The 23,745-nt window shown below is 73.0% G+C and carries 22 protein-coding genes and 1 tRNA gene; 10 read left to right on the top strand and 13 right to left on the bottom strand.

Annotated features, from left to right (window positions below):
• Nucleotides 1-129: 129 nt before the first annotated feature.
• Nucleotides 130-1,137, top strand: coding sequence for a gamma carbonic anhydrase family protein (locus Aru02nite_RS10260; RefSeq protein WP_203657073.1), 1,008 nt, complete (start codon nt 130-132; stop codon nt 1,135-1,137).
• Between the two features lie 6 nt (nt 1,138-1,143).
• On the opposite strand, the gene Aru02nite_RS10255 is transcribed toward Aru02nite_RS10260, so the two are convergent.
• Complete coding sequence (locus Aru02nite_RS10255) at nt 1,144-2,505, bottom strand: type I glutamate--ammonia ligase (protein ID WP_203657071.1); 1,362 nt, start codon at nt 2,503-2,505, stop codon at nt 1,144-1,146.
• Nucleotides 2,506-2,645: 140 nt separating this feature from the next.
• Here Aru02nite_RS10255 and Aru02nite_RS10250 point away from each other — a divergent pair, with 140 nt between their 5' ends.
• On the top strand, nt 2,646-3,722 hold the full coding sequence (locus tag Aru02nite_RS10250; RefSeq protein ID WP_203657069.1) for an amidohydrolase family protein: 1,077 nt from the start codon (nt 2,646-2,648) through the stop codon (nt 3,720-3,722).
• Nucleotides 3,723-3,732: 10 nt separating this feature from the next.
• Here the strand turns inward: Aru02nite_RS10250 and Aru02nite_RS10245 are convergent, their stop codons facing one another.
• The 4 genes from Aru02nite_RS10245 to Aru02nite_RS10230 form a co-directional block, all read right to left on the bottom strand.
• On the bottom strand, nt 3,733-4,113 hold the full coding sequence (locus Aru02nite_RS10245; RefSeq protein ID WP_239076584.1) for a rhodanese-like domain-containing protein: 381 nt from the start codon (nt 4,111-4,113) through the stop codon (nt 3,733-3,735).
• Nucleotides 4,110-4,553: a cysteine dioxygenase gene (locus tag Aru02nite_RS10240; protein ID WP_203657068.1), complete on the bottom strand. Its 444-nt coding sequence runs from the start codon at nt 4,551-4,553 to the stop codon at nt 4,110-4,112. The genes Aru02nite_RS10245 and Aru02nite_RS10240 overlap by 4 nt, the downstream gene beginning before the upstream one ends.
• A 41-nt stretch (nt 4,554-4,594) precedes the next feature.
• The gene (locus tag Aru02nite_RS10235) at nt 4,595-5,893 is read right to left on the bottom strand and encodes an FAD/NAD(P)-binding protein (RefSeq protein ID WP_203657067.1); all 1,299 of its coding nucleotides are present in this window, start codon (nt 5,891-5,893) and stop codon (nt 4,595-4,597) included.
• 102 nt (nt 5,894-5,995) lie between these two features.
• Nucleotides 5,996-6,823, bottom strand: a complete 828-nt coding sequence (locus Aru02nite_RS10230) for an oxidoreductase (protein ID WP_203657066.1) — start codon at nt 6,821-6,823, stop codon at nt 5,996-5,998.
• Between the two features lie 71 nt (nt 6,824-6,894).
• On the opposite strand from Aru02nite_RS10230, the gene Aru02nite_RS10225 reads away from it, so the two are divergent.
• Both Aru02nite_RS10225 and Aru02nite_RS10220 read left to right on the top strand, forming a co-directional pair.
• A complete protein-coding gene (locus Aru02nite_RS10225) occupies nt 6,895-7,548 on the top strand; it encodes a DUF6879 family protein (RefSeq protein ID WP_203657064.1) in 654 nt (217 codons plus the stop codon).
• 179 nt (nt 7,549-7,727) lie between these two features.
• Complete coding sequence (locus Aru02nite_RS10220) at nt 7,728-8,660, top strand: HU family DNA-binding protein (RefSeq protein WP_203657062.1); 933 nt, start codon at nt 7,728-7,730, stop codon at nt 8,658-8,660.
• A gap of 277 nt (nt 8,661-8,937) precedes the next feature.
• Here the strand turns inward: Aru02nite_RS10220 and Aru02nite_RS10215 are convergent, their stop codons facing one another.
• Complete coding sequence (locus Aru02nite_RS10215; protein WP_203657060.1) at nt 8,938-9,912, bottom strand: pirin family protein; 975 nt, start codon at nt 9,910-9,912, stop codon at nt 8,938-8,940.
• Between the two features lie 238 nt (nt 9,913-10,150).
• On the opposite strand from Aru02nite_RS10215, the gene Aru02nite_RS10210 reads away from it, so the two are divergent.
• Nucleotides 10,151-11,119: an NAD(P)/FAD-dependent oxidoreductase gene (locus Aru02nite_RS10210; protein ID WP_203657058.1), complete on the top strand. Its 969-nt coding sequence runs from the start codon at nt 10,151-10,153 to the stop codon at nt 11,117-11,119.
• Between the two features lie 58 nt (nt 11,120-11,177).
• Here Aru02nite_RS10210 and Aru02nite_RS10205 read toward each other — a convergent pair whose 3' ends face one another.
• From Aru02nite_RS10205 to Aru02nite_RS10195, 3 genes are read right to left on the bottom strand one after another with little or no spacing between them, the layout of a single operon-like run.
• A complete protein-coding gene (locus tag Aru02nite_RS10205; RefSeq protein ID WP_203657056.1) occupies nt 11,178-11,990 on the bottom strand; it encodes a MauE/DoxX family redox-associated membrane protein in 813 nt (270 codons plus the stop codon).
• On the bottom strand, nt 11,987-12,598 hold the full coding sequence (locus Aru02nite_RS10200; RefSeq protein WP_203657053.1) for a cell wall protein: 612 nt from the start codon (nt 12,596-12,598) through the stop codon (nt 11,987-11,989). The genes Aru02nite_RS10205 and Aru02nite_RS10200 overlap by 4 nt, the downstream gene beginning before the upstream one ends.
• 13 nt (nt 12,599-12,611) lie before the next feature.
• A complete protein-coding gene (locus tag Aru02nite_RS10195; protein ID WP_203657052.1) occupies nt 12,612-13,037 on the bottom strand; it encodes an RlpA-like double-psi beta-barrel domain-containing protein in 426 nt (141 codons plus the stop codon).
• A 473-nt stretch (nt 13,038-13,510) separates the two neighbouring features.
• Here Aru02nite_RS10195 and gad point away from each other — a divergent pair, with 473 nt between their 5' ends.
• Nucleotides 13,511-14,899, top strand: coding sequence for a glutamate decarboxylase (gene gad / locus Aru02nite_RS10190; protein WP_486303906.1), 1,389 nt, complete (start codon nt 13,511-13,513; stop codon nt 14,897-14,899).
• A 37-nt stretch (nt 14,900-14,936) separates the two neighbouring features.
• Here the strand turns inward: gad and ctaD are convergent, their stop codons facing one another.
• Complete coding sequence (gene ctaD / locus Aru02nite_RS10185) at nt 14,937-16,742, bottom strand: aa3-type cytochrome oxidase subunit I (protein ID WP_203657050.1); 1,806 nt, start codon at nt 16,740-16,742, stop codon at nt 14,937-14,939.
• A gap of 222 nt (nt 16,743-16,964) precedes the next feature.
• On the opposite strand from ctaD, the gene Aru02nite_RS10180 reads away from it, so the two are divergent.
• Complete coding sequence (locus Aru02nite_RS10180; RefSeq protein WP_239076583.1) at nt 16,965-17,921, top strand: cation diffusion facilitator family transporter; 957 nt, start codon at nt 16,965-16,967, stop codon at nt 17,919-17,921.
• 1,526 nt (nt 17,922-19,447) lie between these two features.
• Here Aru02nite_RS10180 and Aru02nite_RS10175 read toward each other — a convergent pair.
• The 3 genes from Aru02nite_RS10175 to Aru02nite_RS10165 all read right to left on the bottom strand — a co-directional run bounded on the left by Aru02nite_RS10175 (nt 19,448) and on the right by Aru02nite_RS10165 (nt 20,576).
• Nucleotides 19,448-19,520: transfer RNA gene (locus Aru02nite_RS10175), tRNA-His, on the bottom strand.
• A gap of 59 nt (nt 19,521-19,579) precedes the next feature.
• The gene (orn, locus tag Aru02nite_RS10170; RefSeq protein WP_203657048.1) at nt 19,580-20,191 is read right to left on the bottom strand and encodes an oligoribonuclease; all 612 of its coding nucleotides are present in this window, start codon (nt 20,189-20,191) and stop codon (nt 19,580-19,582) included.
• Between the two features lie 16 nt (nt 20,192-20,207).
• Entirely contained in the window at nt 20,208-20,576 is a 369-nt protein-coding gene (locus Aru02nite_RS10165; protein WP_203657046.1) for a DUF488 domain-containing protein, read from the bottom strand.
• 182 nt (nt 20,577-20,758) lie between these two features.
• Between Aru02nite_RS10165 and Aru02nite_RS10160 the strand changes: the two genes are divergently transcribed.
• The 3 genes from Aru02nite_RS10160 to Aru02nite_RS10150 all read left to right on the top strand — a co-directional run bounded on the left by Aru02nite_RS10160 (nt 20,759) and on the right by Aru02nite_RS10150 (nt 23,651).
• Complete coding sequence (locus Aru02nite_RS10160) at nt 20,759-21,757, top strand: NAD-dependent epimerase/dehydratase family protein (protein WP_203657045.1); 999 nt, start codon at nt 20,759-20,761, stop codon at nt 21,755-21,757.
• Nucleotides 21,758-22,037: 280 nt separating this feature from the next.
• Entirely contained in the window at nt 22,038-22,910 is an 873-nt protein-coding gene (locus Aru02nite_RS10155) for a MurR/RpiR family transcriptional regulator (protein ID WP_203657100.1), read from the top strand.
• 111 nt (nt 22,911-23,021) lie between these two features.
• Nucleotides 23,022-23,651 (top strand): DUF4232 domain-containing protein, encoded by a 630-nt coding sequence (locus Aru02nite_RS10150; protein ID WP_203657043.1) that lies wholly within the window; start codon nt 23,022-23,024, stop codon nt 23,649-23,651.
• Nucleotides 23,652-23,745 lie beyond the last annotated feature (94 nt).

Genomic DNA, 23,745 nt, shown 5'->3' with positions numbered 1-23,745 from the left:
ACGTGGAGCGCGGCGGGCACGGGGCGGCGGCACGCTGCGGCCCCGTGGCGCGGCGGGCGGATGAATCGCGGGATCCTCGCCACCCCAAGGGTTTTCCTCGACTACCGTCGCGGGCGGGGAGGACGTGCGATGGAGTCCGTGGCGGCGCTGGCCGGGTCGGCGGTGGTACTGGGCGAGGTCTGGCTCGGTGCCGGCGTGTCGATCGGGCACGGCGTCGTGGTGCGCGCGCACGACCGGGCGGTGCAGATCGGCCACCACAGCGTGGTCCGGGAGAACGCGACGGTCTGGGGCGACGCCCGCCATCCGGTACGGATCGGCCGGCGCACCGTGGTCGGGCACCGGGTGAGCGTGTCCGGCGCCCGGGTGGGTGACCTGTGCGAGATCGGTACGGGCTCGATCCTGCTGCCCGGTTCGTGGCTGGGCGACGGCTGCATCCTCGCGGAGGGCACCGTGATCCCGGCCGGCATGGTCGTCCCCGCCGGTACGGTCCTGGCCGGCCGGCCACCGCACGCGGTGCGGTCGGCGACGGACGCGGACCGGGCCCGGCTGGCGCGACTGCGCGGGCACCGTACCGGGCTGACCGACCACGGCTACCAGCGCCTCGCGGCGCGCCCCGTCTCGGGAGCGACCATGGGTCATCTGTACGCGTACGACGGGAAGCGGCCGTGGGTGCACGAGTCGGCCGTGCTGTTCGACTCGGCCGAGGTGACCGGCGACGTCGAGATCGGGCCGGACTGCGTGCTCGCCGCGGGCGTGAAGATCGCCGCGGACGGCGGCGGCCCGATCCGGCTCGGCCGCAACGTGCAGATCCTGGAGAACGCGGTGCTGCACCTGCTGCCCGACGAGGAACTCGTCGTCGAGGACGACGTGGTGATCGGGCCCGGCGCGCTGGTGCACGGCGGCCGGATCGGCGCGCACTCGGTGATCGAGTCCGGCGCGATCGTGTGCGACGGCGCCCGGCTCGGTCCGGGCACCCTGGTCCGCGCCGGCGCCTGCGTACGCCAGCGCAGCGCGTTCGGTCCGCTCGCCGTACTCGACGGGATCCCGGCCCGCGTCACCGACGTACTCGACGGCCGGCCGTCGCGCCCGCCGTGGGCGTTCACGCCGACCACGCTGGCCGCGGTCACCAAGTACTGAGGCGGGTCACCAGCGCCAGCGGGTGCGCGCGACGACCTCGTCGGCGGTGGCGTCGGCGAACAGCGCGACCTCGCCGAGGCGTACCGCGGTGACGGTGTCGGCGAGGTGCGCGCCGAGCGCGTCGGCGGGCACCGGGTCGGCGCCGAACGCGGCGACCGCGGCGGCGAGGTCCCGCGGCAGCGGCTCGACCGTACCGGCGGGCAGGGTTGCGGGGTCGACGTCGACGGGCGCGGGGAGCGTGGCGCCGGCGGCGAGCCCGGCGTGCCCGGCGGCGAGCAGCCCGGCGACCGCCAGGTACGGGTTGGCGGCCTGGTCGAAGCACTTCACCTCGATGTTCGCCGCGCGGTGCCGTTCCCCGGCGGCGCCGGTCACGAGGCGCAGCGCGGCCTCCCGGTTCTCCCGCCCCCAGCACCGGTACGCCCCGGCCCAGTGCGACGGGATCAGCCGCAGGTAGCTGGCGACCGACGGCGCGCCGAGGGCGAGCAGCGCGGGCAGGTGGTCGAGGATCCCGGCCGCGAACGCCTCGCCGGCCGCGGTCGTCCCGTACCGCCGGTCGCCGCCGGCGAACAGGTTCGCGCCGTCCCGCCACAGGCTCAGGTGCACGTGCCCGCCGTTGCCGACCCCGTCCGCGAGCACCTTCGGCGCGTACGTGACGCGCAGCCCGGCGCGCGCCGCCACCGCCCGCACCGTCTCCCGTACGAGGACGGCGGTGTCGGCGGCGGCGACCGGTGACCCGGCGGCGACGGACACCTCGCACTGGCCCGCCGCGTACTCGGGATGGATCTGTTCGACGGCGACGCCCTCGGCGCGCAGCGCGGTGACCACGTCGCGCAGGTGGTCGGCGAGCCCGGCCAGCCGACCCGTCCCGTACGCGGGGCCGGTGGCGGCGGGCACGAACCCGTCCCCGTCGCCGCGGGACACGCACCACTCCACCTCGAACGCCGCGCGCACCTCGTACCCGTCGGCGGCGAGCCGGGCGACCGCGCGCCGGGCCGCGTCCCGGGCGTCACCCGGATGCGGCGCACCGTCCTGGTCGTACCTGTCGGCGGGCGCCCACGCCCAGCCCGGGTGCGCGGCGAGCACGGTCAGCCGGGCCAGGTCCGGGTGCAGGCGCAGGTCGCCGACCGGGCCCCCGGCGTACCCGCCGACCACGGCCGAGTCGTCCACCAGGAACGTGTCGAACACCGGCGACGCGCCGACTCCCCACGCCGCCGCGTGTTCCAGCCGCTCCACCGGTACCGCCTTGACCCGGGTCAGTCCGCTGGTGTCCACCCAGGTCAGCGCGACCACCTCGACGCCCTGCCCGGCGAGTGCCGCCGCCCGCTGCCGGGCCTGCGCGCCCCGGGCCGCCCGTTCCGCTGCATCCACGGCGCCTCCCCGTCTTCGTCAGCGCCACCGTAGGACACCTCCGCGCACTCCGCGGCCGGTTCGCCCGTCGCGCGTCCGGGGCGCGGCGGCCCCGCGATGCTGTGCCCCGGGGCGCCGTGAGCCCGGGATACCGTGGGGCGATGCGGGTCACGGAGCCTCTCGCCCTGTTCGACCACCACTGCCACGGCGTCGTACGCCGGGACCTGGACCGGGCCGGGTTCGAGGCGTTGCTGACCGAGGGTGGTGCCGCGGGGCGGTGGGGCGGCAGCCGCTTCGACACCCGCGTCGGCCTCGCCGTACGACGCTGGTGCGCACCGGTACTCGACCTGCCGCCCGACGTACCGGCGGGGGAGTACCTGGCGCGGCGCGCCGAGCTGGGGTACGCGGAGGTGACGCGGCGGTTCCTCGGCGCCGCCGTGCTGTCCGGGCTGTGCGTGGACACCGGGTACGAGCCGGAGCCGTTGACGTCGCCGGCCGAGCTGGGCGCCGCGGCGGGCGCGCCGGCGTACCGGATCGGACGGTTGGAGACGATCGCCGAGGGGGTGCTGGCCGGGACGTCGGCGGCGGGGTTCGCGGCCGGTGTCGCCGACCGGATCGCCGCGGTGGCACCGGACGTCGTGGGGTGGAAGTCGATCGCCGCGTACCGGGGTGGGCTGGCGTTGCCGGGCGCGCGGCCGGGCGCCGCGGAGGTGACCGCGGCCGCGGACCGCTGCCTCCGTGGTACGGGCCGGATCGCGGATCCGGTGCTGCACGCGTACCTGGTGTGGACGGCGGTGGACACCGGGCTGCCGGTGCAGTTCCACACCGGTTTCGGCGACGCCGATCTCGACCTGGCGCGCGCGGATCCGTTGCTGCTGACCGATCTGCTGCGCGCGCTCGCCCCGGCCGGCGTACCGGTCCTGCTGCTGCACACCTACCCGTACCACCGGCAGGCGGGTTACCTGGCGCTGGCGTACGACCCGGTGTTCGTGGACGTGGGGCTCGCCGGGCACGGCGCCGCCGGGCGTACCGCGGAGATCCTGGCGGAGGTCACCGAACTCGCCCCCCTCACCAAGCTCCTGTACTCCTCCGACGCGTACGCCCTGGCCGAGCACCACCATCTCGCCGCGCTGCTGTACCGCGACGCGCTCGCCGCCGTACTCGACGGGTTGCCCGACGCCGAGCGCCTCGCCGGTCTCGTCGCCGACGGCACCGCCCGCCGCGTCTACCTGCCCTGACCCGGCCGGGTCACCGGCGCCAGGGCAGGCCGGCGTCGCGCCAGGCGCGGAAGCCGCCGGCCACGTCGGTCGCGTGCCGCAGCCCCAGATCCTGCAGGCTCGCCGCGGCCAGCGACGACGTGTACCCCTCCGAGCACAGCACCACCACGCGGACGTCGTGGTCGGTGGCCTCGGCGAGCCGGTGCGGCGAGGTCGGGTCGAACCGCCACTCCAGCACGTTGCGCTCGACCATCAACGCCCCCGGTACGACGCCCTCCTCGGCGCGCTGCCCGGCCGGCCGGATGTCCACCAGTACGGCGCCGTCGTGCACCGCCTCGTACGCCCGCTCGGGTGTCAGCCGGTCGAGCCGTGCGCGGGCCTGCGCGAGCATCCGGTCGATCGTGGCCGTCACCAGTCCACCCCCGCCCGGTCGGTACGCACCAGCGTCAGTTCGCCGTTGGCGTAGGAGTACTGGGACATGGCGGTGAGGCCGGGGGCGTACACGTGCAGGGTGACGGCGGGCGCGTCGCCGGCGTTGTGTACCCGGTGCACGTGGTGCGGTCCGAACGGGCGGACCTCGCGTTCGGTCCAGCTGACCGTGGTGAGCCCGTTCGGGGCGACGACGTCCTCGGCGATCGTGCCGCGCAGGACCGTGAACGCGCCGGACGCGCCGCCGTGGTCGTGCAGGTCGGTGCCCTGGCCGGGCAGCCAGGTGAGCAGCCACGCCTCGTGGTCGGCGTCCGCGTGCAGCCGCCGGAACCAGCGGTTCTCCGCGTCGAAGACGGGCGTGTACCCGACCGCGGCGTACCGGCGGACGAGCGTGGCGGGGTTCGTGGATGTACTGGTGGGCAAGGGAAGTCTCCGGATCGCTGGGTGCGGCGGTGCCGCGGTGGTCACGCCGCGGGGCGGCGCGCGGGGACGGCGGCGAGGGCGGCGGCGATCGTGTCGGCCTGGGCGCGGATCTCCGGGATCGCGGTGGTCTCCCAGGAGTCGCCGAGCCGGGGCGGTCCGAGCGCGAAGACCCGACCGCTGCCGGCGAGCCGGCCGTACGCGTCGCAGCGCAGCCCCGTCGCGGAGTCGTCGAGCCGGGCGAGGCCGGTGCCGCGGACCGACACCGCGAGCGGATCGGTTCCGGTGGCCCACCTGCCCGGCCCGGTACAGTTCACCAACAGTCCACAGTGGACCGTACTGCCGTCCGCGCAGGTCGCGGTGAGGCCGTTCCGGCCGGACTCGACCCGGGCGAGGGTGCCGCGGGTGACGGTGAGCGTGCCGGCGTCGCGCATCGCGTCGACCGCGGTCGCGACCGGCGGCGCCATCCGGTGCCGGTGCACCTGCCAGTACCGGTCGACGTGGCGGCGGAAGCGGTCCCGCTCGACCGGGGACAGCGCCTGCCACGCGGGGCCGGCGTCGCAGCGCAGCCCGTCGACGACCGCACGCCAGTCGGCGCCGGCCGCGACCGCCCGCCGTACCGCACGCAGCAGTCCCGTGGTGGTCGTCGGGATCCGACTCAACCGCACCGTTTCCGGCGGGTCGGTACGGTGCGCGGCGGGCAGCAGGCCGTGCCGGCTCAGCGCCCGCAGCCGCCCGTCCGGCCGCCGCCGGTGTACGACGAGCGCCACGTCGACGGCGGTCAGCCCGGTACCGAGCAGGACGACGCGGTCGGCTGAGGTGATCCGGTCGAGCGCGCCCGGCGCCCACGGATCCGCCACGTACCAGGGGTTTCCGGCCAGCCCGGGTACGCGCGGGGTGGCCGGGGCGGCGTGCCCGACGGCGAGCACGGCCGCGTCACCGCCGATCCGGCGCCCGTCGGCGAGCGTCACCTCGACCGCGCCGGCGTCCTCGCGCAGCCCGACGGCCCGGCCGGCGACCCGGTCGGTGCCGGGCAGCGAGCCGAGCCGGTCCGCCAGGTATCCCGCGTACCGCCGGCGGGGCAGGAACGCGTCGGCGTCGACGGGCCGGCTCGTGGTCCGGCTCCACCCCACCAGATCGTCCGGTACGTCGGCCCGCGCGCTCATCGTCCCCGCGCGCGCGTTGAGCAGGTGGTACGGCTCGGTGGTCCCGTACGCGCAGCCGGCGCCGGGGGTGCTGCCGTCGCCGACGAGCAGCACGGGGCCGACGCCGCGGCGCGACAGGGCGAGCGCGACCAGCACCCCGCTGGCCCCGTCGCCGATCACCACCACCGGTCGCGCCACGCGCACTCCTCGACCACCCGTCGGCACATTCCCCATCAAAACTGTAGGGTTAATCGGGAATGCTACCCGACGCCGGCGGCCGCCCGCCAGGAACCGCCGGAATCAGCCGGCGAGTCGCGCGAGGTCCGCGCCGGTCAGTACGAGGTCGGCCGCCGCCAGGTTCTCCGCCAGGTGCGCCGGCGACGACGTACCGGGGATGGCGAGGACGACCGGGGAGCGCGCGAGCAGCCAGGCCAGCGCCACCTGCGCGGCGGTCGCCCCGTGCCGCGCCGCCACCGCCGACACCGCCGCCGACCCGATCGACGTACGCCCACCGCCGAGCGGGAAGTACGGCACGTACGCGATGCCCGCCGCCGCGCAGGCCGCGAGTACCGCGTCGTCGGAACGGTCCGCCACGTGGAACTCGTTCTGCACCGCGACCACCGGCGCGATCGCCCGCGCCTCCGCCAGGTGCCCCGCGTGTACGTTGCTCAGCCCGAGGTGCCGGACCAGCCCGCGCTCGCGCAGGCCGGCGAGTACCGCGAAACGGTCGGCGACCGACTCGTCCGGCGGGCCGTCGATCCCACCCACCCGCAGGTACACCAGGTCGAGGTGGTCGCGCCCCAGCTCGCGCAGGTTCCGCTCGACCGACGGGACCAGGTCGTCGATCGTGCCCTCCCGCGGGAACCCGTTCGGCCGGCCCGGGATCGGGCCGACCTTCGTCGCGATCACCAACCCTTTCCGGTACGGCCGCAGCGCGGCGCCGATCAGTTCGTTGGCGGCCTGGCCGTTCCACCGGTAGAAGTCGGCCGTGTCGATGTGGTCGACCCCCGACTCCACCGCGGTACGCAGTACCGCGAGCGCGGTCTCCCGGTCCGCCATCGGCGTCCGCATCGCGCCGAACCCCATCCGCCGCACCGTCAGGTCACCCAACCGGAACTCGTTCGTCATGCCCCCACCGTGCCCCGGTACGCCCGTCCGTGCCGCGGTCTGGCAGCAACGTGCCACGTAGACTCGGGTACGTGACGGACGTGGTGACGGTGCGGGGCGAGGACGAGCTGGTCGCCCGCGCCGGACACCTGCTCGTCGCGCCGCGCGAGGAGTTCCTGTGCGCCGCGACCGACCTGAACACCTGGGACCGCAGCGGCATCCGGGAGCGGCTCGCCGACCGGATGCGGATGACCGCGCCACCCACCGGCATCGTGCGGAAGCTGTTCAGCCCGGCCGTACTCGACGACGACCGCTCCGTCGCGCACCTCGCCACCGTGGCCGCCGGCGGCGCCCGGATCCGTATCTGCCGGGCCGATCTGCCGCGCGAGACCATCGTCGTCGACCACCGCCTCGCCGTACTCGCCGACACCGGCGCCGACGCCGCGCGCACCTTCACCCTCGTCACGTCCCCCGGCGTCGTCGCCGGCGTACGGGCGCTGTTCGACGCCGCGTGGGAGCAGGCCGTCCCGCTCGCCGAGTACGCACGGGCGGGGATTCCCGCGCTGCGCCCCGAAACCCGCGCCATCCTCCGCGAGCTTGCCGCCGGCCGAAAGGACGAGGCCGCCGCCCGCACTCTCGGCCTTTCCCTTCGTACCTACCGGCGCCGGGTCGCCGAACTGATGGATCTGCTCGGCGCCGAATCGCGCTTCCAGGCCGGCGCCCGCGCCCGCGCACTCGGCCTCTAGAACCGTTGCGGGCAAACGGTTCCGGCCTTTCACCGTCGCATTAGGACACATCTCCGCGGGCCGATCGTCCATAGCCACGCGGAATTCCGCGAGCTGTCCTATGTGGTCAGTTGAGCAATCTGTGTGCATACTGTTCCACAAGGCAGCCACATGCTCACCGACCTCGTATGGGAGATGTCGTGAACAAGGCAGAGCTCGTCACCGCGCTGACCGCGCGCATCGGCGACAAGAAGCAGGCCACCGAGGCGCTCGACGCCGTACTCAACGAGATCCAACGCACCGTTGCCAAGGGTGGCACCATTTCCATCGCCGGCTTCGGCGTCTTCGAGAAACGCGCCCGTTCCGCTCGTACGGCACGGAACCCGCGTACCGGAGCGCCGGTGAAACTGCGGAAGACGTCCGTTCCGGCGTTCCGTCCGGGCCAGACGTTCAAGGATCTGGTGACCGGAAAGAAGAAACCACCCAAGGCCCCGACCACGAAGACCGCCCGCCCCGCGACCAAGACCGCCACCAAGGCGACGAAGTCCGCGGCCAAGGCGACGAAGGCGGCCGCCACCAAGGCAACCAAGGCGGCGACCGCCAAGGCGACGAAGGCCGCAACGGCGGCGAAGTCCGCCACCGCCAAGGCCACCCGCGCGACGGCGAAGACGACGACGAAGGCCACGCCCGCGACGAAGTCGACCCGCGCGACGGCGAAGACCGCGCCGGCCAAGACGACCCGCGCAGCCGCCAAGGCTCCCGCGAAGTCCACCCGTACCGCCAAGGCCACGACCCGCAAGGCCGCTACGACCAAGGCCGCGGCGAAGACGACCACGAAGGTGGCACCCGCAAAGGCAAGTACCACAAGGAAGACGGCGGCGGCGAAGACCACGGCCAAGCGCGCAACGAAGTCCGCGGCGAAGGCTCCGGCCAAGCGTGCGACGAAGTCGGCCACCCGTACGGCGCCCGCGAAGAAGGCGACGGTCACGAAGGCCGCGGCGAAGGCCCCGGCAACGAAGTCGGCCAAGGCAACCAGCCGCACTCCCGCCAAGCGCCCGACGAAGTCGGCCGCCAAGCGGCCCACCAAGTCGGCCGCGAAGCGCGCCGCGACCTCCAGGAAACCGCGCCGCTGAGCGGAAGTAGAACGTCGAGGGCCCGGCACCGGTGCACGGGCAACACCCGGGGAGACGGTGACCGGGCAAGGAAGAACCCCGCTTACGTCGGGATCACACGGAGCCCGTTGGGACAGGAGAGAGTGCGGGAGAGGGTGGCGCCCTTTCCCGCACTTCCCGCGCCGGCACCCGCGCCCGGCACCGAGGTGGACACCGCACAGCGAGGCGCCGCAACGAAAGTAGCCGGTACGACAGGACGTGGGCGGCGCCCAGCGACGCCGCCCACGTACCGGATGGGTCAGAGGACGTCGTGTCCGGGGTGCGGCTCGGCGGGGATGGATCCGAGCCGGCCGGCCTGGTAGTCCTCGAACGCCTGGATCAGTTCGCGGCGGGTGTTCATGACGAACGGCCCGTACGCGGCGACGGGTTCGCGGATCGGCGCCCCGCCCAGCACCAGTACTTCCAGGGCCGGGCTGCGCGACTCCTGCGTGTCGGCGGCGTCGACGGTGATCGTGTCGCCGGGGCCGAACACCGCGAGCTGGCCGGATTCGACGGGTCGCCGGGACGGTCCGACGGTGCCGCGCCCGGCGAGCACGTACACGAGGGCGTTGAAGTCGGTGCGCCACGGCATCCGCAGCCGCGCGCCGGCGGCGACGGTGGCGTGTACGAGGGTGATCGGGGTGTGGGTGACGCCGGGGCCGTCGTGGTCGCCGACGGAGCCGGCGATGACGCGGACGAGCGCCCCGCCGTCGGTCGACGACAGCAGCGCGACCTCGCCGCCCCGGATGTCCTGGTACCGCGGCTGCGTCATCTTGAGGCTGGCGGGCAGGTTGACCCAGAGCTGGAAGCCGTGGAACAGCCCGCCGGACACGACGAGCGACTCCGGCGGCTTCTCGATGTGCAGGATGCCGCCGCCGGCGGTCATCCACTGGGTGTCGCCGTCGGTGATGAGCCCGCCGCCGCCGTTCGAGTCGTGGTGCTGGAACGTCCCGTCGATCATGTACGTGACGGTCTCGAAGCCGCGGTGCGGGTGCCACGGCGTACCCTTGGGCTCGCCCGGCGCGTACTCCACCTCGCCCATCTGGTCCATGTGGATGAACGGGTCGAGGTCCTTCAGGTCGACGCCGGCGAACGCGCGCCGGACCGGGAAGCCTTCGCCCTCGAAGCCGGCGGGCGCGGTCGTGACGGAGCGGACCTCGCGGTCGACCTGGGTCGGGGCGATCTCGGGTACGCGGGGCAGAACCAGAAGATTCTCCACGGTGACCGCTGGCATGGCGTGCTCCTCGGTGTCGTCGCTGCGGACCCCTTCGGTCCTGCCGGCACCAACTATAGTTGCCTAAGCAATATTCCACGAATCAAAGTGTGGCCGGCGGCACCCGGGCGTCGCTCCCTCCACCGTGCGCCGGCGCCGGCCCGCTGTCCGCCGAACCGCGCGGTCATTTGCCGTACCGGCAACGAAGCTTGTCGACTCCGCGCCACGCCCGGCACGCTCGCGGCGGAGGTGACACACGATGGATCACGACGTACTGGTGGTCGGCGGTGGCGCGGCGGGGCTCAGCGCGGCGCTCGTCCTCACCCGGGCCCGCCGCCGCGTACTGGTGGTGGACGCCGGAAACCCGCGCAACGCACCCGCCGCCCACCTGCACGGGTACCTGTCCCGGGACGGCGCCGCGCCGGCCGAGCTGCTGTCCGCCGGCCGCGCCGAGGTCGCCGGCTACGGCGGCGAGATCAGGACCGGCACCGTCACCGCGGTGACCCGCACCGGCGACGGCTTCCACGCCGTACTGGCCGGCGGCTCCGCGGTCACCGCGCGCCGCCTGGTACTCGCCGGCGGCGTACGCGACGAGCTGCCGGACATCCCGGGCCTGGCCGAGCGCTGGGGACGCGACGTCCTGCACTGCCCGTACTGCCACGGGTACGAGGTGGCGGACCGGCCGATCGGCGTACTCGGTGGGCCGATGACCACGCACCGCGCGCAGCTGCTCCGGCAGTGGTCGGCCGACGTGGTGCTGTTCCCGCACACCGCGGAGGTGTCGGCGGAGGACCGCGCCATGCTCGACGCGATCGGCGTACGGGTGGTCGACGGGCGCGTCACCGGCGTCACCGTCGAGGACGACCACCTGACCGCGGTACGGCTCGCCGACGGTACCGAACACCCGCGTGCGGCGCTGTTCGCCGGCAGCCGGATGCAGGTGGACCGGACGCTGCCGGACGCGCTGGGCCTGGCGCTGCGCGAGGGCCCGACGGGTACCTGGATCGACACCGACGAGACCGGTCGGGCCAGCGTGCCGGGGGTGTGGGCGGTCGGCAACGCCGCGGACCCGCCCGGGCAGCTCATCACCGCGGCGGCCGCGGGCGCCCGCGCGGGCGCGATGGTCAACGCCGACCTGATCGAGCAGGACGCCGCGACGGCGGTCCGGGCGCGACAGTCCACATCGGACGATCGCACCCGGACCTCGGCGGCGGTACTCCCCGCGTGACGCCGACCGTCCACGCGGGGCGCCGCACGCCGCCCCGGCCTCTCACCGGGGCGGCACGTCAGGCCGGTACGGGCTCGGGATCGGTGACCACGGCGACGCGTACCGAGTCGGGGTCGTAGCGCAGCCGCGGTACCGCGAACACCGCCGTGGCGGCGGAATCCGTGCGGTAGCAGACGATCCGCCACTCGCCCTCGTCCCAGTGGTCGAGCACGTCGCTGCGCAACCGGCCACCCACCTCCCGGTACGCGGGGCTGCGTTCGAGCTGCCGCACCGTGGACGCGAGCGGCAGGTCGTACGCCAGGCCGGCGAGCGGGTGCGGCCGGACCCGGAGTACCAGGCGGCGCACCGGGAACAGCCACCGCTCGTCGAGTTCCGGCGACAGCAGCGCCACCGCGGCGAGCTCCACCACGAGCACCCCGACCGCCAGGTACGGCCGGGCGACCGCCGCCGGCCACGGGGTGCCGGCGACCAGCGCCACCACCGACGCGGCGAGCAGCAGTACGGCCCGCGCGAACGACCGCCACCGGATCGGCGCCTGCCGCGCGCTGACGCAGCCGCACGACGAGTCCGGCGCGAACAGCCGCGCGTAGCCGAGGTAGCCGACGAAAGCGGTGCTCGCCGCGACCGCCAGCGCCGCCCCGATCCGTTGCGGCACAACGGGAACACCGCCGGCGAGCAGCGCCAGTGCGACGACCGCCTCGACCCCGCCGACCATCCCGTACGCCAGCGGGGCGCGGCGCTTGCCCACGATCGCCGCCAGCGCCGTACCGGTCGCGCGGCTGCGGGCCGTACGGCTGGTCAGCTTGACGCGGGCGGAGGCGGCGAGGACGAGGGCCAGCAGCAGCGGCTGGACGGCGGCCGGCACGGTCATCCCGCCACCGTGCCCGCGTAGACGGTGGCCAGGTCGACCTCGTTGGTGTCCGGCCGCCACGCGCCGATGATGTGCGCGTGGCGGCCGACCCGCAGCTTCGACAGGTCACCGGTGGTCGGCGCGTCCCGGTACACCGCGGCGGTACGCCCCGGCACGACCCGGCCGACGATCCGCTTGTTGTCGTGGTCCAGGTGCAGCCAGCCGTTGCCGATCGCGGTGATCTGCACCGACATGCTGACGATGTTGACCCACAACGAATCCGCGGCGAGCGTCCCGTCCGCCATCCGTACGCCGCGGGCGTAGAGGCCGTCGCCGACGTCGACCGCGTCGAACGTCGTCGGGTACAGCTTCCAGATGCTCGTACCGTTGGTGACCCGGATCCGGTGCAGCACCGTGTCCGAGCCGGTCACGAGCAGCATGGTGCCGGAGATGCCGGTGATCCGGCCCTCGGCGAAGTTCGGGTCCTCCACGACCGGCTCCGTCGCGGGAAGCGCGGGGGAGGCGTGCGCGGGCTCCGGCGACAGCGGGCCGAGCGCGGTGGCGGTGGCGAGCCCGGCGGTCCCGAGTACGGCGGAGGTCAGCAGCCGCCGACGGTCCATGGCGTCCATGTCGTCCCCCTCCTCAACTGTCGATCCGGCACGGCAGGAGGCCGCTGGACAGGCTGGCGATGGCGCTGAACGCCGACGGCGTGAGGTCGATCAGCCGGTCGGTACCGCAGGTGGAGCCGCAGCAGTGCGACTCGCCGCAGAACTGGTGCGTGTTCGGGCCGCAGTCGGCGACGCTGGCGCTGACGCAGGAACCGTTGCACCGGTTCGTGACGTAGAAGACGTGGCCGCAGCCGCGGAGCGCGAGGTTGTGGCCGCAGGCGTACGGCTGGGTGATGTTGTAGCAGGCGTCGGAGGCGTGCGGCCATGCGCACTGGTGCGAGCCGGAGTTGCAGGTACCGCAGGCGCCGCCGCCGGCGGAACCGCACGGACCCCAGGCGGCGCCGCAGCAGAACCACGACATCTCGCCGTACGCGGGGGATGCGCTGTTGGAACAGCCCATGACGGGAAACCCTTTCGTGCCAGGCGATCCGGCCGTACCACGGGCACGCCGTACCGCCCGGTCGGGGGATCGGCGCGACCGGTGCGGCGGTACGGCGTGCCGGTGCGCGACCGGCACCGCGAGGATGGGTACGGACAGTCCACAGTGGACTGTGTGGACCCGGGGCGGGCCACCGCGTGCCGAGGGGCAGGGCGCGGTGGTGGTGCGGCGCCGTGGGGATCGGCGCGCGGATCTGGTGCTACCGGGGGATCTGGTGGGTCTGTCGCATGTGACCTCCGAGGGGTGTGGTCATCGCCATGGCGACAGGTACGGGGGCGAATGGGGCAATGATGTCAACGGCGATCTCATGCGTCAAGACATCAAACGCCGTAACTTTCCTACCAAAAGGGGCGGTCGATCGCCGCGTTTCCCGCCGTTCGCGCGGCCCATCGGAGGATGATGACGGGCAACCGGCGCATCTGTGGGGGAGTGCGATGGCAGTCAAGCGGACGCATCCGGTCGGGCGGCCGGATCTCGACATCAACCCGATGTACGCACGGACCGCGGAGACGAGGTCCGTGTCGCGGAACCGGTTGCCGGACAACGAGATGCTGCCCGCGACCGCTGCCGAGATCATCCACGACGAACTGATGCTCGACGGCAACGCGCGGCTCAACCTCGCCACGTTCGTCACCACGTGGATGGAACCCGAGGCCCGCGTACTGATGACCGAGTCGTTCGACAAGAACATGATCGACAAGGACGAGTACCCGCAGACCGCAGAGCTGGAGGCGCGCTGCGTCTCGATGCTCGCGCACCTGTGGCACAGCCCGGACCACACGCACGCCACCGGCTGCTCCACCACCGGGTCGAGCGAGGCGGCGATGCTCGGCGGGCTCGCGCTCAAGCGCCGCTGGCAGCACGCGCGCCGCGCCGCGGGCAAGTCGACCGACCGGCCCAACCTCGTCATGGGCGTCAACGTCCAGGTCTGCTGGGAGAAGTTCGCCAACTACTTCGAGGTCGAGCCGCGGTACGTGCCGATGTCCGGCGAACGGTTCCACCTGGACGCCGCCGAAGCCGTGGCGCACTGCGACGAGAACACCATCGGCGTGGTCGCCGTCCTCGGCTCCACGTTCGACGGCTCGTACGAGCCGGTCGCCGAGATCGCCGGCGTACTCGACGATCTGGCCGCGCGCGGCGGCCCGGACGTACCGGTGCACGTGGACGGCGCGTCCGGCGCGATGATCGCCCCGTTCATCGATCCCGAGCTGCCGTGGGACTTCCGGCTGCGGCGGGTCGCGTCCATCAACACCTCCGGCCACAAGTACGGGCTGGTGTACCCGGGTGTGGGGTGGATCGTGTGGCGCAACGAGGAGGCGCTGCCGGACGACCTGGTGTTCAAGGTGAACTACCTCGGCGGCGAGATGCCGACGTTCGCGCTGAACTTCTCGCGGCCCGGCGCGCAGGTCGTCGCCCAGTACTACAACTTCCTGCGGCTCGGCCGGGCCGGGTACAAGGCGGTGCAGCAGGCGTGCCGCGACGTCGCCATGTACCTGTCCGGCCGGATCGCCGCGCTGCCCCAGTTCGAGCTGGTCACCGACGGTTCCGAGCTGCCGGTCTTCGCGGTACGCCTCGCCGACGGTGTCACCGGCTACGACGTGTTCGACGTGTCGCGCGGGCTGCGCGAGGGCGGTTGGCTGGTGCCGGCGTACACCTTCCCGGAGAACCGGACCGACCTCGCCGTGCTGCGTGTGGTGGTGCGCAACAGTTTCAGCCGGGACCTCGCCGACCTGTTGCTGGACACCCTGACGCGTACGGTGGCGCAGTTGGAGCGGGACGGTGGCCGCCGCTCGGGTGGCGGCATGCACGCCTTCCACCACTGAACGGCGGGGGCCCGACCGGAGCGGTCGGGCCCGTGCGTCAGTCCTCGGCGCGGTGCGCGCCACCGTCCCGGCGCTCGCCCTCCGGCCCCGAACCCTCCGGCCGCGAACCCTCCACAGTGGAGTGTTCGGCCGCGGCGACGTCCGCCATCGTGGTCGCGGTGGTCGGCGGCTCGTCGCGCAGTTCCGGGAACTTCAGGTCGAACGCCGGCCGCTCGCTGCGGATCCGTACCATCCGGTCGAAGTTGCGCAGCGGCGGCGGGCAGCTCGTCGCCCACTCCAGCGAGTTGCCGTAGCCCCAGGGGTCGTCGACCTCCACGATGGGGCCGGACTTGTAGGACTTGTAGACGTTCCACAGGAACGGCAGGAGCGAGATCCCGAGGATGAACGAGCCGATCGTCGACACCATGTTGAGCGTGGTGAAGCCGTCGGACGGCAGATAGTCCGCGTACCGGCGCGGCATGCCCTCGGCGCCCAGCCAGTGCTGCACCAGGAACGTCGTGTGGAACCCGATGAACGTCAGCCAGAAGTGCAGCTTCCCGAGCCGGTCGTCCATCATCCGGCCGGTCATCTTGGGGAACCAGAAGTAGACCCCGGCGTACACGGCGAAGACGATGGTGCCGAAGAGTACGTAGTGGAAGTGCGCGACGACGAAGTACGAGTCGGTGACGTGGAAGTCGATCGGCGGCGAGGCGAGCAGCACGCCGGACAGCCCGCCGAGCAGGAACGTGACGAGGAAGCCGAGACAGAACAGCATCGGCGACTCGAACGTCACCGATCCCCGCCACATCGTCCCGATCCAGTTGAAGAACTTCATGCCGGTCGGGATCGCGATGAGGAAGGTGAGGAACGAGAAGAACGGCAGCAGCACCTGGCCGGTGGCGAACATGTGGTGCGCCCACACCGTCATCGACAGCGCCGCGATCCCGATCAGCGCGCCGACCATCCCCTTGTACCCGAACAGCGGCTTGCGGCTGAACACCGGGATCACCTCGGAGATGATCCCGAAGAACGGCAACGCCACCACGTACACCTCGGGATGGCCGAAGAACCAGAACAGGTGCTGCCACAGGATTCCGCCCTTGGTGGCGGAGTCGAACACGTGCGCGCCGAGTATCCGGTCGGCGAGGGCGCCGGCGAGCGTGGCGGCGAGGATCGGGAACACCATCAGTACGAGCAGGCTGGTGATGAGGATGGCCCAGGTGAACAGCGGCATCCGGAACATCGTCATGCCCGGCGCGCGCAGCGTCAGGATCGTGGTGACCATGTTGACGCCGCCGAGGATCGTACCGAGGCCGGAGATGGCGAGCCCGACGTACCAGAGGTTGCCGCCGACGCCGGGCGAGTTGGTCGCGTCGGCGAGCGGTTGGTACGCGGTCCAGCCGAAGTCGGCCGCGCCGCCGGGCGCGACGAAGCCGGCGAGGACGAGCAGGCCGCCGAACAGGTACGCCCAGTACGCGAAGGCGTTGAGGCGGGGGAACGCCACGTCGGGCGCGCCGACCTGCAACGGCACGATGTAGTTGGCGAAGGCGAACAGGATCGGCGTCGCGAACAGCAGCAGCATGATGGTGCCGTGCATGGTGAACAGCTGGTTGTACTGCTCCGTCGACAGGAACTGGAGGCCGGGGCGGGCCAGCTCGGCGCGCATCAGCAGGGCCATCACGCCGGCGACGATGAAGAAGCCGAACGCGGTGACCATGTACATGATCCCGATCTGCTTCGCGTCGGTGGTCCGGAGCGTACGGGCGAGCCAGGAGCCGCGTACGCCCTGGTACACCGGGTACGGCCGGGACACGATGGGCCGCGGGGTGAGTTCACCGCCGGGTTTCGGTGCCGTGACGGTCATGGCCAGCCTCCGCAAGCATGGTCCGGTCTGGCGAAATGGCTCTGCGACTGGGTTTTCGAGGCGCTGCGGGCTGGCCGTTTTGCGCGAATCGCCCCGCGACCGCGCCCTAACCATGGACCATAGTCCTGCTCGGTCTCCCGGGCACGGTTTTGCCGGATCGACGGCGGGCGCCCGTCGAGCCGCCGTTTGCACATATAGCAATGTGCGCATATATTGGCCGGCGTGGGAGCGGGACACGAACACGGAGTCACGGCAGGTGCCGACCGGCGCTGGCTGACCGCCGCGCTGGTGCTGATCGTCGCGTTCATGGCCGCCGAGGTCGTCCTCGGCGTCCTCGCCGGGTCGCTGGCACTGCTGTCCGACGCGGCGCACATGCTCACCGACGCCGCGTCCATCGCGCTCGCCCTGATCGCCATGCGGCTCGCCGCCCGCCCGCCGCGCGGCGGCTTCACCTACGGGTTCCGGCGCGCCGAGATCCTGTCCGCCCAGGCGAACGGGCTCACCCTGCTGCTCCTCGCCGTCTGGCTCGGGTACGAGTCGGTCCGGCGGCTCGTCAACCCGCCCGAGGTCACCGGTGGGCTCGTGCTCGGCACCGCGCTCGCCGGCGTCGTCGTCAACATCGCCGCCACCTGGCTGCTCAGCCGCGCCAACCGCACCAGCCTGAACGTGCGCGGCGCGTACCAGCACATCCTGAACGACCTGTTCGCGTTCATCGGCACGGCGGTCGCCGGGCTGGTCATCGTCCTCACCGGGTACGCCCGCGCGGACGCCATCGCCACCCTCGTCGTCGTCGTACTCATGGCCCGCGCGGGCATCGGACTGCTCCGCGACTCCGGCCGGGTCTTCCTGGAGGCCGCGCCCGCCGGGCTCGACACCACCGCGCTCGGCCACCGCCTCGCCGGGCTCGACGGGGTCGACGAGGTCCACGACCTGCACGTCTGGACCATCACGTCCGGCGAGCCGGCGCTGTCCGCGCACGTCCTCGTTCGTCCCGGCCACGACTGCCACGGAGTACGGCGGGACATGGAGCGGACGCTGCGCGACGGCTACCACATCGAACACACCACGCTGCAGGTCGACCACGCCGACGACCTCGCGCGCACCGAGGCCGAGCCGTACTGCGAGCAGTCGCACGGGCCGGTGCACCGCAACGTGACCGCCCCGGACCGGACCGGCTGACCGCCGCTGTCCACCTTGGACAGTCCGATGTGGACGGAACAGGCGTCGCGTCCGCGCCCCGCGTACCGTAACGCGCGAACACGCACGAGGTGTCGGATTCGTTGCGCCCCAAGCGAAAAGGACGGGCCCGTCCCCCGGTGCACCCCCCAGAACATCGGGGGACGGGCTCATCGGACCAGGTACCCGGACCGGCGACGTGTCACGCCTCGATCCTCGAACGAGACCCAGCTCATCCAGCCGTGTCAGCACCCGATCGTGGCGGTCGTACCGCGCCCCACCCCCCAGAAGAGCCCGGCCGACGCCGCTGGGAACAGCCTAGGCACGCGTGGCGGGTGACGGTGCTGACCGTTCGGCCCCAACCGTTGGGACCAAAGACCCCCCACCCCCTGGCTGAGCGGTGGGCGGATTCGGATGGTCGGCGACGTTCCGCCTTGGTACCCGCCGTTTCCCGGGTTCGCCGCTCTTGTGCCCCGCCGCTCCGTCCCGTACCCGACGTACCCCGCGATGGCGCCGTTTCGCCCCGCTATGCCCCGACCCACCAAGCGCTGCCAGTACGAGGAAAGCTCGCGTTTCCCCGCACATCTCGGCGCCTGCGGAAACCCCCGAGAACAGGCCAGTACCCACCTGCTACGTCGAACGTCCCGATGCCAGCCCCACGCCTCGATTCCCACGCCCTGGTACCCCTCAGCTCGCATGTCGGGCCAGGGCGATCACCGCGCCCAACCGTGGTACTGCGCCGGCGTCGAAGGCGGGGCATCGAGCCCAGCATGGCCGGTCGGATCGAGTCAGCCGAGCAGCCCGCCCATCCGACGGCGGTACCAAGCAGAGCCCGGTAGGTCGGCCCAAGCGCGATGGGTGCCTGACGATCCCGACGCGGGTCATCTGGACAGGGCCGGTCGGTGGATGCAGTTCGAGTGGGGCGGGTGCAGTTCGGTCGAGGTGCCAGACGTTCCGCCGCGGGCAACCGTGGCATGGCCTGGTGGGCCGGGTCGTGGGTCCGATGGAGGCGCCCGGCCGCCCGCGGCGGCCTACCGGAAGGCCGGACAGGTCGCGTGGGGTGACAGCGGCCCGGTGGTCGGGGAACCGATGGCTGGAGCGGGGTGTCGCGGGCTGAGCCCCCGGTAAGCGCAGCGGAGCGGGACGCTCCGGTCAGTCGGGTGAGGTGCAGCCCGGTGAAGGCAGCGGACAACCGGACAGGCCCCCGGTACGGACGGTGGTCGGGGAACCGGTGACGGGAGCGGGGGTGCCGGGGGGCGAAGCCCCGCCGGCGCGGGGCCCGGGGCTGCGCCCCCGGGAAGCACAGCGGAGCGGGACGCTCCGGTCAGTCGGGTGAGTGCAGCCCGGTGAAGGCAGCGGACTACCGGGCAGGCCCCCGGTACGGACGGTGGTTGGGGAACCGGTGACGGGAGCGGGGGTGCCGGGGGGCGAAGCCCCGCCGGCGCGGGGCCCGGGGGCTGCGCCCCCGGAAAGAAAACCGGAGCGAGATGGTCCGCGTACTGTGCGGACACATCTCGCCCCGAGAGAAGGGTGACTGATGGGACTTGAACCCACGACACCCGGGACCACAACCCGGTGCTCTACCAGCTGAGCTACAGCCACCATCGCGCGCCTGGCTCAGGTGCGCCGGTTCATGATAGCGGGTGTTCGGATGGGGTCGGCTACGGGGTTTCGGTGGGGTCGGGGAGGGCGGCGGCGAGGGCCTTGGCGGTCTCGACGTCGGGGCCGGGCGGGGGTACGAAGATGGCCTGCCGGTAGTACGCGAGCTCGCGGATGCTTTCCTTGATGTCGGCGAGGGCGCGGTGGGCGAGGCCCTTCTGCGGCTGCCCGAAGTACGCCCGGGGGTACCACCGGCGGCACAGTTCCTTGACCGACGAGACGTCGATCATGCGGTAGTGCAGGTGGTCGTCGAGGCGGGGCATGTCGCGGGCGAGGAAGCCGCGGTCGGTGGCGATGGAGTTGCCGCAGAGCGGCGCGGTCCGCCGGTCGGGGACGTGTGTGGTGATGTAGTCGAGGATGGTGTCCTCGGCTTCGGCCATCGAGATGCTGGAGGCGCGGACCTCCTCGGTGAGGCCGGACTTGGCGTGCATGTCCCGGACGACCTCGGTCATTCCGTCGAGCAGCGCGTCGTCCGCCTTGATCACGATGTCCACGCCCTCGCCGAGCACGGTCAGCTCGGCGTCCGTGACCAGCGCCGCGACCTCGATGAGAGCGTCGCGGCGCAGGTCCAGGCCGGTCATTTCACAGTCGATCCAGACGAGGTGTCCTGTCACGGCGGTAAGCCTATGCCTAAGTGGCGGGTGACTGGCTGGCCCGTTCCTGCAGGACCTCCTTGAGTACTTCGGCCTGGCTGTGCTCGGGGTCCTTGGTGGCGGTGAGCAGGGTCAGCGTGCCGGACTCGGCGAGCCGGGCGAGCCGTTCGACCGCCTCGGCGCGGTCCGGCGAGGTCAGTTCCTCCCGGTACCGCCGGGTGAATTCGGCGAACCGCTCCGGGGTGTGGCCGTACCACATGCGGAGCGCGTCGGACGGCGCGACGGCTTTCTCCCAGTCGAAGTCGGCGTCTTGCGAGGCGAGCCCGCGCGGCCAGAGCCGGTCGACCAGGACCCGCTTGCCGTCGGCGCTCGCCGCTTCCTCGTACACGCGCTTGAGGACGATCATCTTTCGATCCTGGCGCGCGGAACGGCTCGATGTACCGGAAACGGCCGGAACGGTCGGGCTGCTTTTCCGGTGCGTCCCGCGGATTCCGCTGTCGGCGTATCCGCTGCCGGCGAACGTACCGGGCGTGGCGGGGTCCGGGCGGCGAGCATCGGGTGACCGTACGACGAGGAGAGGGCGACCCGATGCGAACGCTGGTACTGGGAGGAACCGCGATGCTGTCGCGGACGGTGGCCGAGGCGGCCCGGGACGCCGGGCACGACGTGACGTGCCTGGCCCGCGGCCGGTCCGGGGAGCCGCCGGAGGGTGTCCGGTTCGTCCGGGCGGACCGCGCGGAACCCGGCGGGTACGACGGGCTGACTGGTGAGTTCGACGCGGTGGTGGACGTGGCGCGGCGGCCGAGCGAGGTGCGGTCGGCGCTGGCCGCGCTGGCCGGCCGGGTCGGGCACTGGACGTTCGTGTCGACCTGCAACGTGTACTCGGACGACGCGACGCCCGGTCAGGTCGCCGACACCGCGCCGCTGGTGGCGCCGGCGCCCGCCGACGTCGACGAGTCGGACCAGGAGAACTACGGGATCTGCAAGCGCGCCTGCGAGGTGGCGGTCGTCGACGCGATGGGCGCCGACCGGTCGTTCCTGTGCCGGGCGGGGCTGATCGTCGGGCCGCGCGACTCCGTCGTCCGCTTCGGGTACTGGCCGGACCGGCTGGCCCGTGGCGGCGAGGTGCTGGCGCCCGGCGACCCGGACCGGCCGGTCCAGGTGATCGACGTACGGGATCTGTCCGACTGGATCGTCCGGGCGGGCGTCGACGGCCTCGCCGGTGCGTACGACGGGACGGGCGCGCCGGTGCCGATGCGCGAGTTCCTGGCCCGGATCGCCGCCGGGGTCGGCGTCGAGCCGAAGCTGACCTGGGTGGACCAGGAGTTCCTGGTGGAGCAGGGCGTCAACCCGTGGGCGGGGAAGCGGTCGCTGCCGCTGTGGCTGCCGCTCCCGGAGTACGGCGGGTTCCTGCGGCGGGACGTGACGCGGTCGCTGGCCGCCGGCCTGCGTACGCGGGACCTGGCGGAGACGGCGCGGGACACGCTGGCCTGGACCCGCGAGTCGTGGCGCCCGCACGAGCGCGACGGCGGCATCACGGCCGAGGACGAGTCGGCGCTGCTGGCCGCCTGGCACGCCCGCCCCTGACCGCCGGTACCCGGGGTGCGTGGACCCGCGCCCCGGGTACCGCGGTGACCTGCTGTGCCGTACCGGTGGGGCGTGAGCTTTACTTGTCCCCTACACCCGGGAACGGTGGATCGGGGTGGCCTGATGCCCACGACCTCTCGCTGTCCGGTTGTCGCGTCGGCGCGCCGGCGGGCCGAAGTTTGACCTGTACCCGAGAGTGAAAGTACGTTCGCGAGTGTCGAAGAATGCGAAGGATTCCGCCGACGACGCGTCGGACGCGCGCGGCGGGGCGCAGGGCGGGCTGATCGTCCACGTCACCGGGTTGCTGCCGTCGCTGTCGCCGGCGGAGCAGCGGGTCGCCCGCCTGGTCACGGCCGATCCGGCCGCCGCGGCGCGGCAGACCATCACCGAGCTTGCCTCCGCGGCCGGTACGTCCGAGGCCACCGTCATCCGGTTCTGCCGGTCCGTCGGCATGGCCGGATACCCGCAGCTCCGGATCCGGCTGGCCGCCGAGGCCGCCCGCCGGGTCGAGCCGCCGGACGCGCGGGTCGTCGGCGGTGACATCCCGCCGGGTGCCGACATGGCGCAGATCGTCGCGACGATCGCGTTCAACGACGCCCGCGCCGTCGAGGAGACCGCCGACCAGCTCGACGTACGGGCGTGCGAGGAGGCGGTCGCGGCGCTCGCCTCGGCCGGCCGCATCGACGTGTTCGGCGTCGGTGCGAGCGGTTTCGTCGCGGCCGACTTCCAGCAGAAGCTGCACCGCATCGGCCGCACCGCGTACTACTGGCCCGACACGCACACCGCGCTGACGAGTGCCGCGCTGCTCGGCAAGGGCGACGTGGCGTTCGGGATCTCGCACTCCGGCGCGACCACCGACTGTGTCGACGTACTGGCCGAGGCGCGCGAGCGGGGCGCGACGACGATCGGCCTGACGAACTTTCCGCGCTCGGCCATCGCCGACGTGGCCGACCTGGTGCTGACCACCGCCGCGCGCGAGACCACGTACCGGTCGGGGGCGACGGCGAGCCGGCTGGCGCAGCTGACCGTGGTGGACTGCCTGTTCGTCGGGGTCGCCGCACGCAACCGGGGACGTACCCGGCGGAACCTGGAGTCGACGGCCGCGGCGGTGAAGTCGCGCCGTACCACGCGGGGCGGGCGTCGGCGGGGCTGATTGCGGGGCGAGGCCGGACAAATCCCGCTAGGATCGCCGGTCTGAGGCCGTCCGCGGGACATGCGTCGGTGTTCCGCACCGGGCGGCCGGACCCGACCGCGGGAGGTCGCCATGCGGAAGCGTTCCGTTCTCGCCCGGCGGTACTGTCTGGCCGCCGCCGGGGTGGTCCTCCTGACCGGCCTGGCCGCCGGTTGCGGCAGGCAGGGCGGCACCGGCGCCGCGTCGGGCGGATCCGGGACGCCGTCGACGGCGCCGTCGAAGGGCGACCCGACGTCCGCGTCGCCGTCGCCGACCGCGGCGGGCCCGGACCGCTGCCACACCGCCGCGCTGAAGATCGTCACGAAGGCGATGGGCGCCGCCGCGGGCACGCACTACGCCGCCGTCGTCCTCACCAACACCGGCGGCACCGCCTGCCGGGCGTACGGGTACCCGGGGATGCAGTTGCTCACCGGCTCCGGCGACAAGATCAAGACCACCGTCGTACGGGACGGCAGCGTGAAACCGACGCTGGTGTCCGTACCGGCCGGCGCGAGCGTGTACGCGACGGCCAGCTGGGCGGCCATCCCGGCCGGCGACGAGTCGCAGAGCGGCAACTGCGAGCCGGTGCCGGCCTCGACGGAGGTCACGCCGCCCGACGAGACCCGGTACAAGGTGGCGACCTGGTCGTTCGGCCCGGTCTGCCAGCACGGCAAGGTGACCGTCACCCCGCTGCGCGCCGGTACCGGGCCCAAGAGGTCCTAACAGTAAGGACCGTCGGCGCCCTGTCAGGACGTCTAAGCAGTGACCCGCTGACCGGTGCCGCGCGACCCCGTCCGGGCCCGCGCGGCGGCGCCGG

Origin of the sequence: Actinocatenispora rupis, assembly GCF_016861975.1 — a bacterium.
In the GTDB taxonomy this organism is placed as follows: Bacteria; Actinomycetota; Actinomycetes; order Mycobacteriales; family Micromonosporaceae; genus Actinocatenispora; species Actinocatenispora rupis.
Note: the sequence above shows the minus strand (reverse complement) of the source record. Positions and strands in the feature narration are given on the sequence as shown.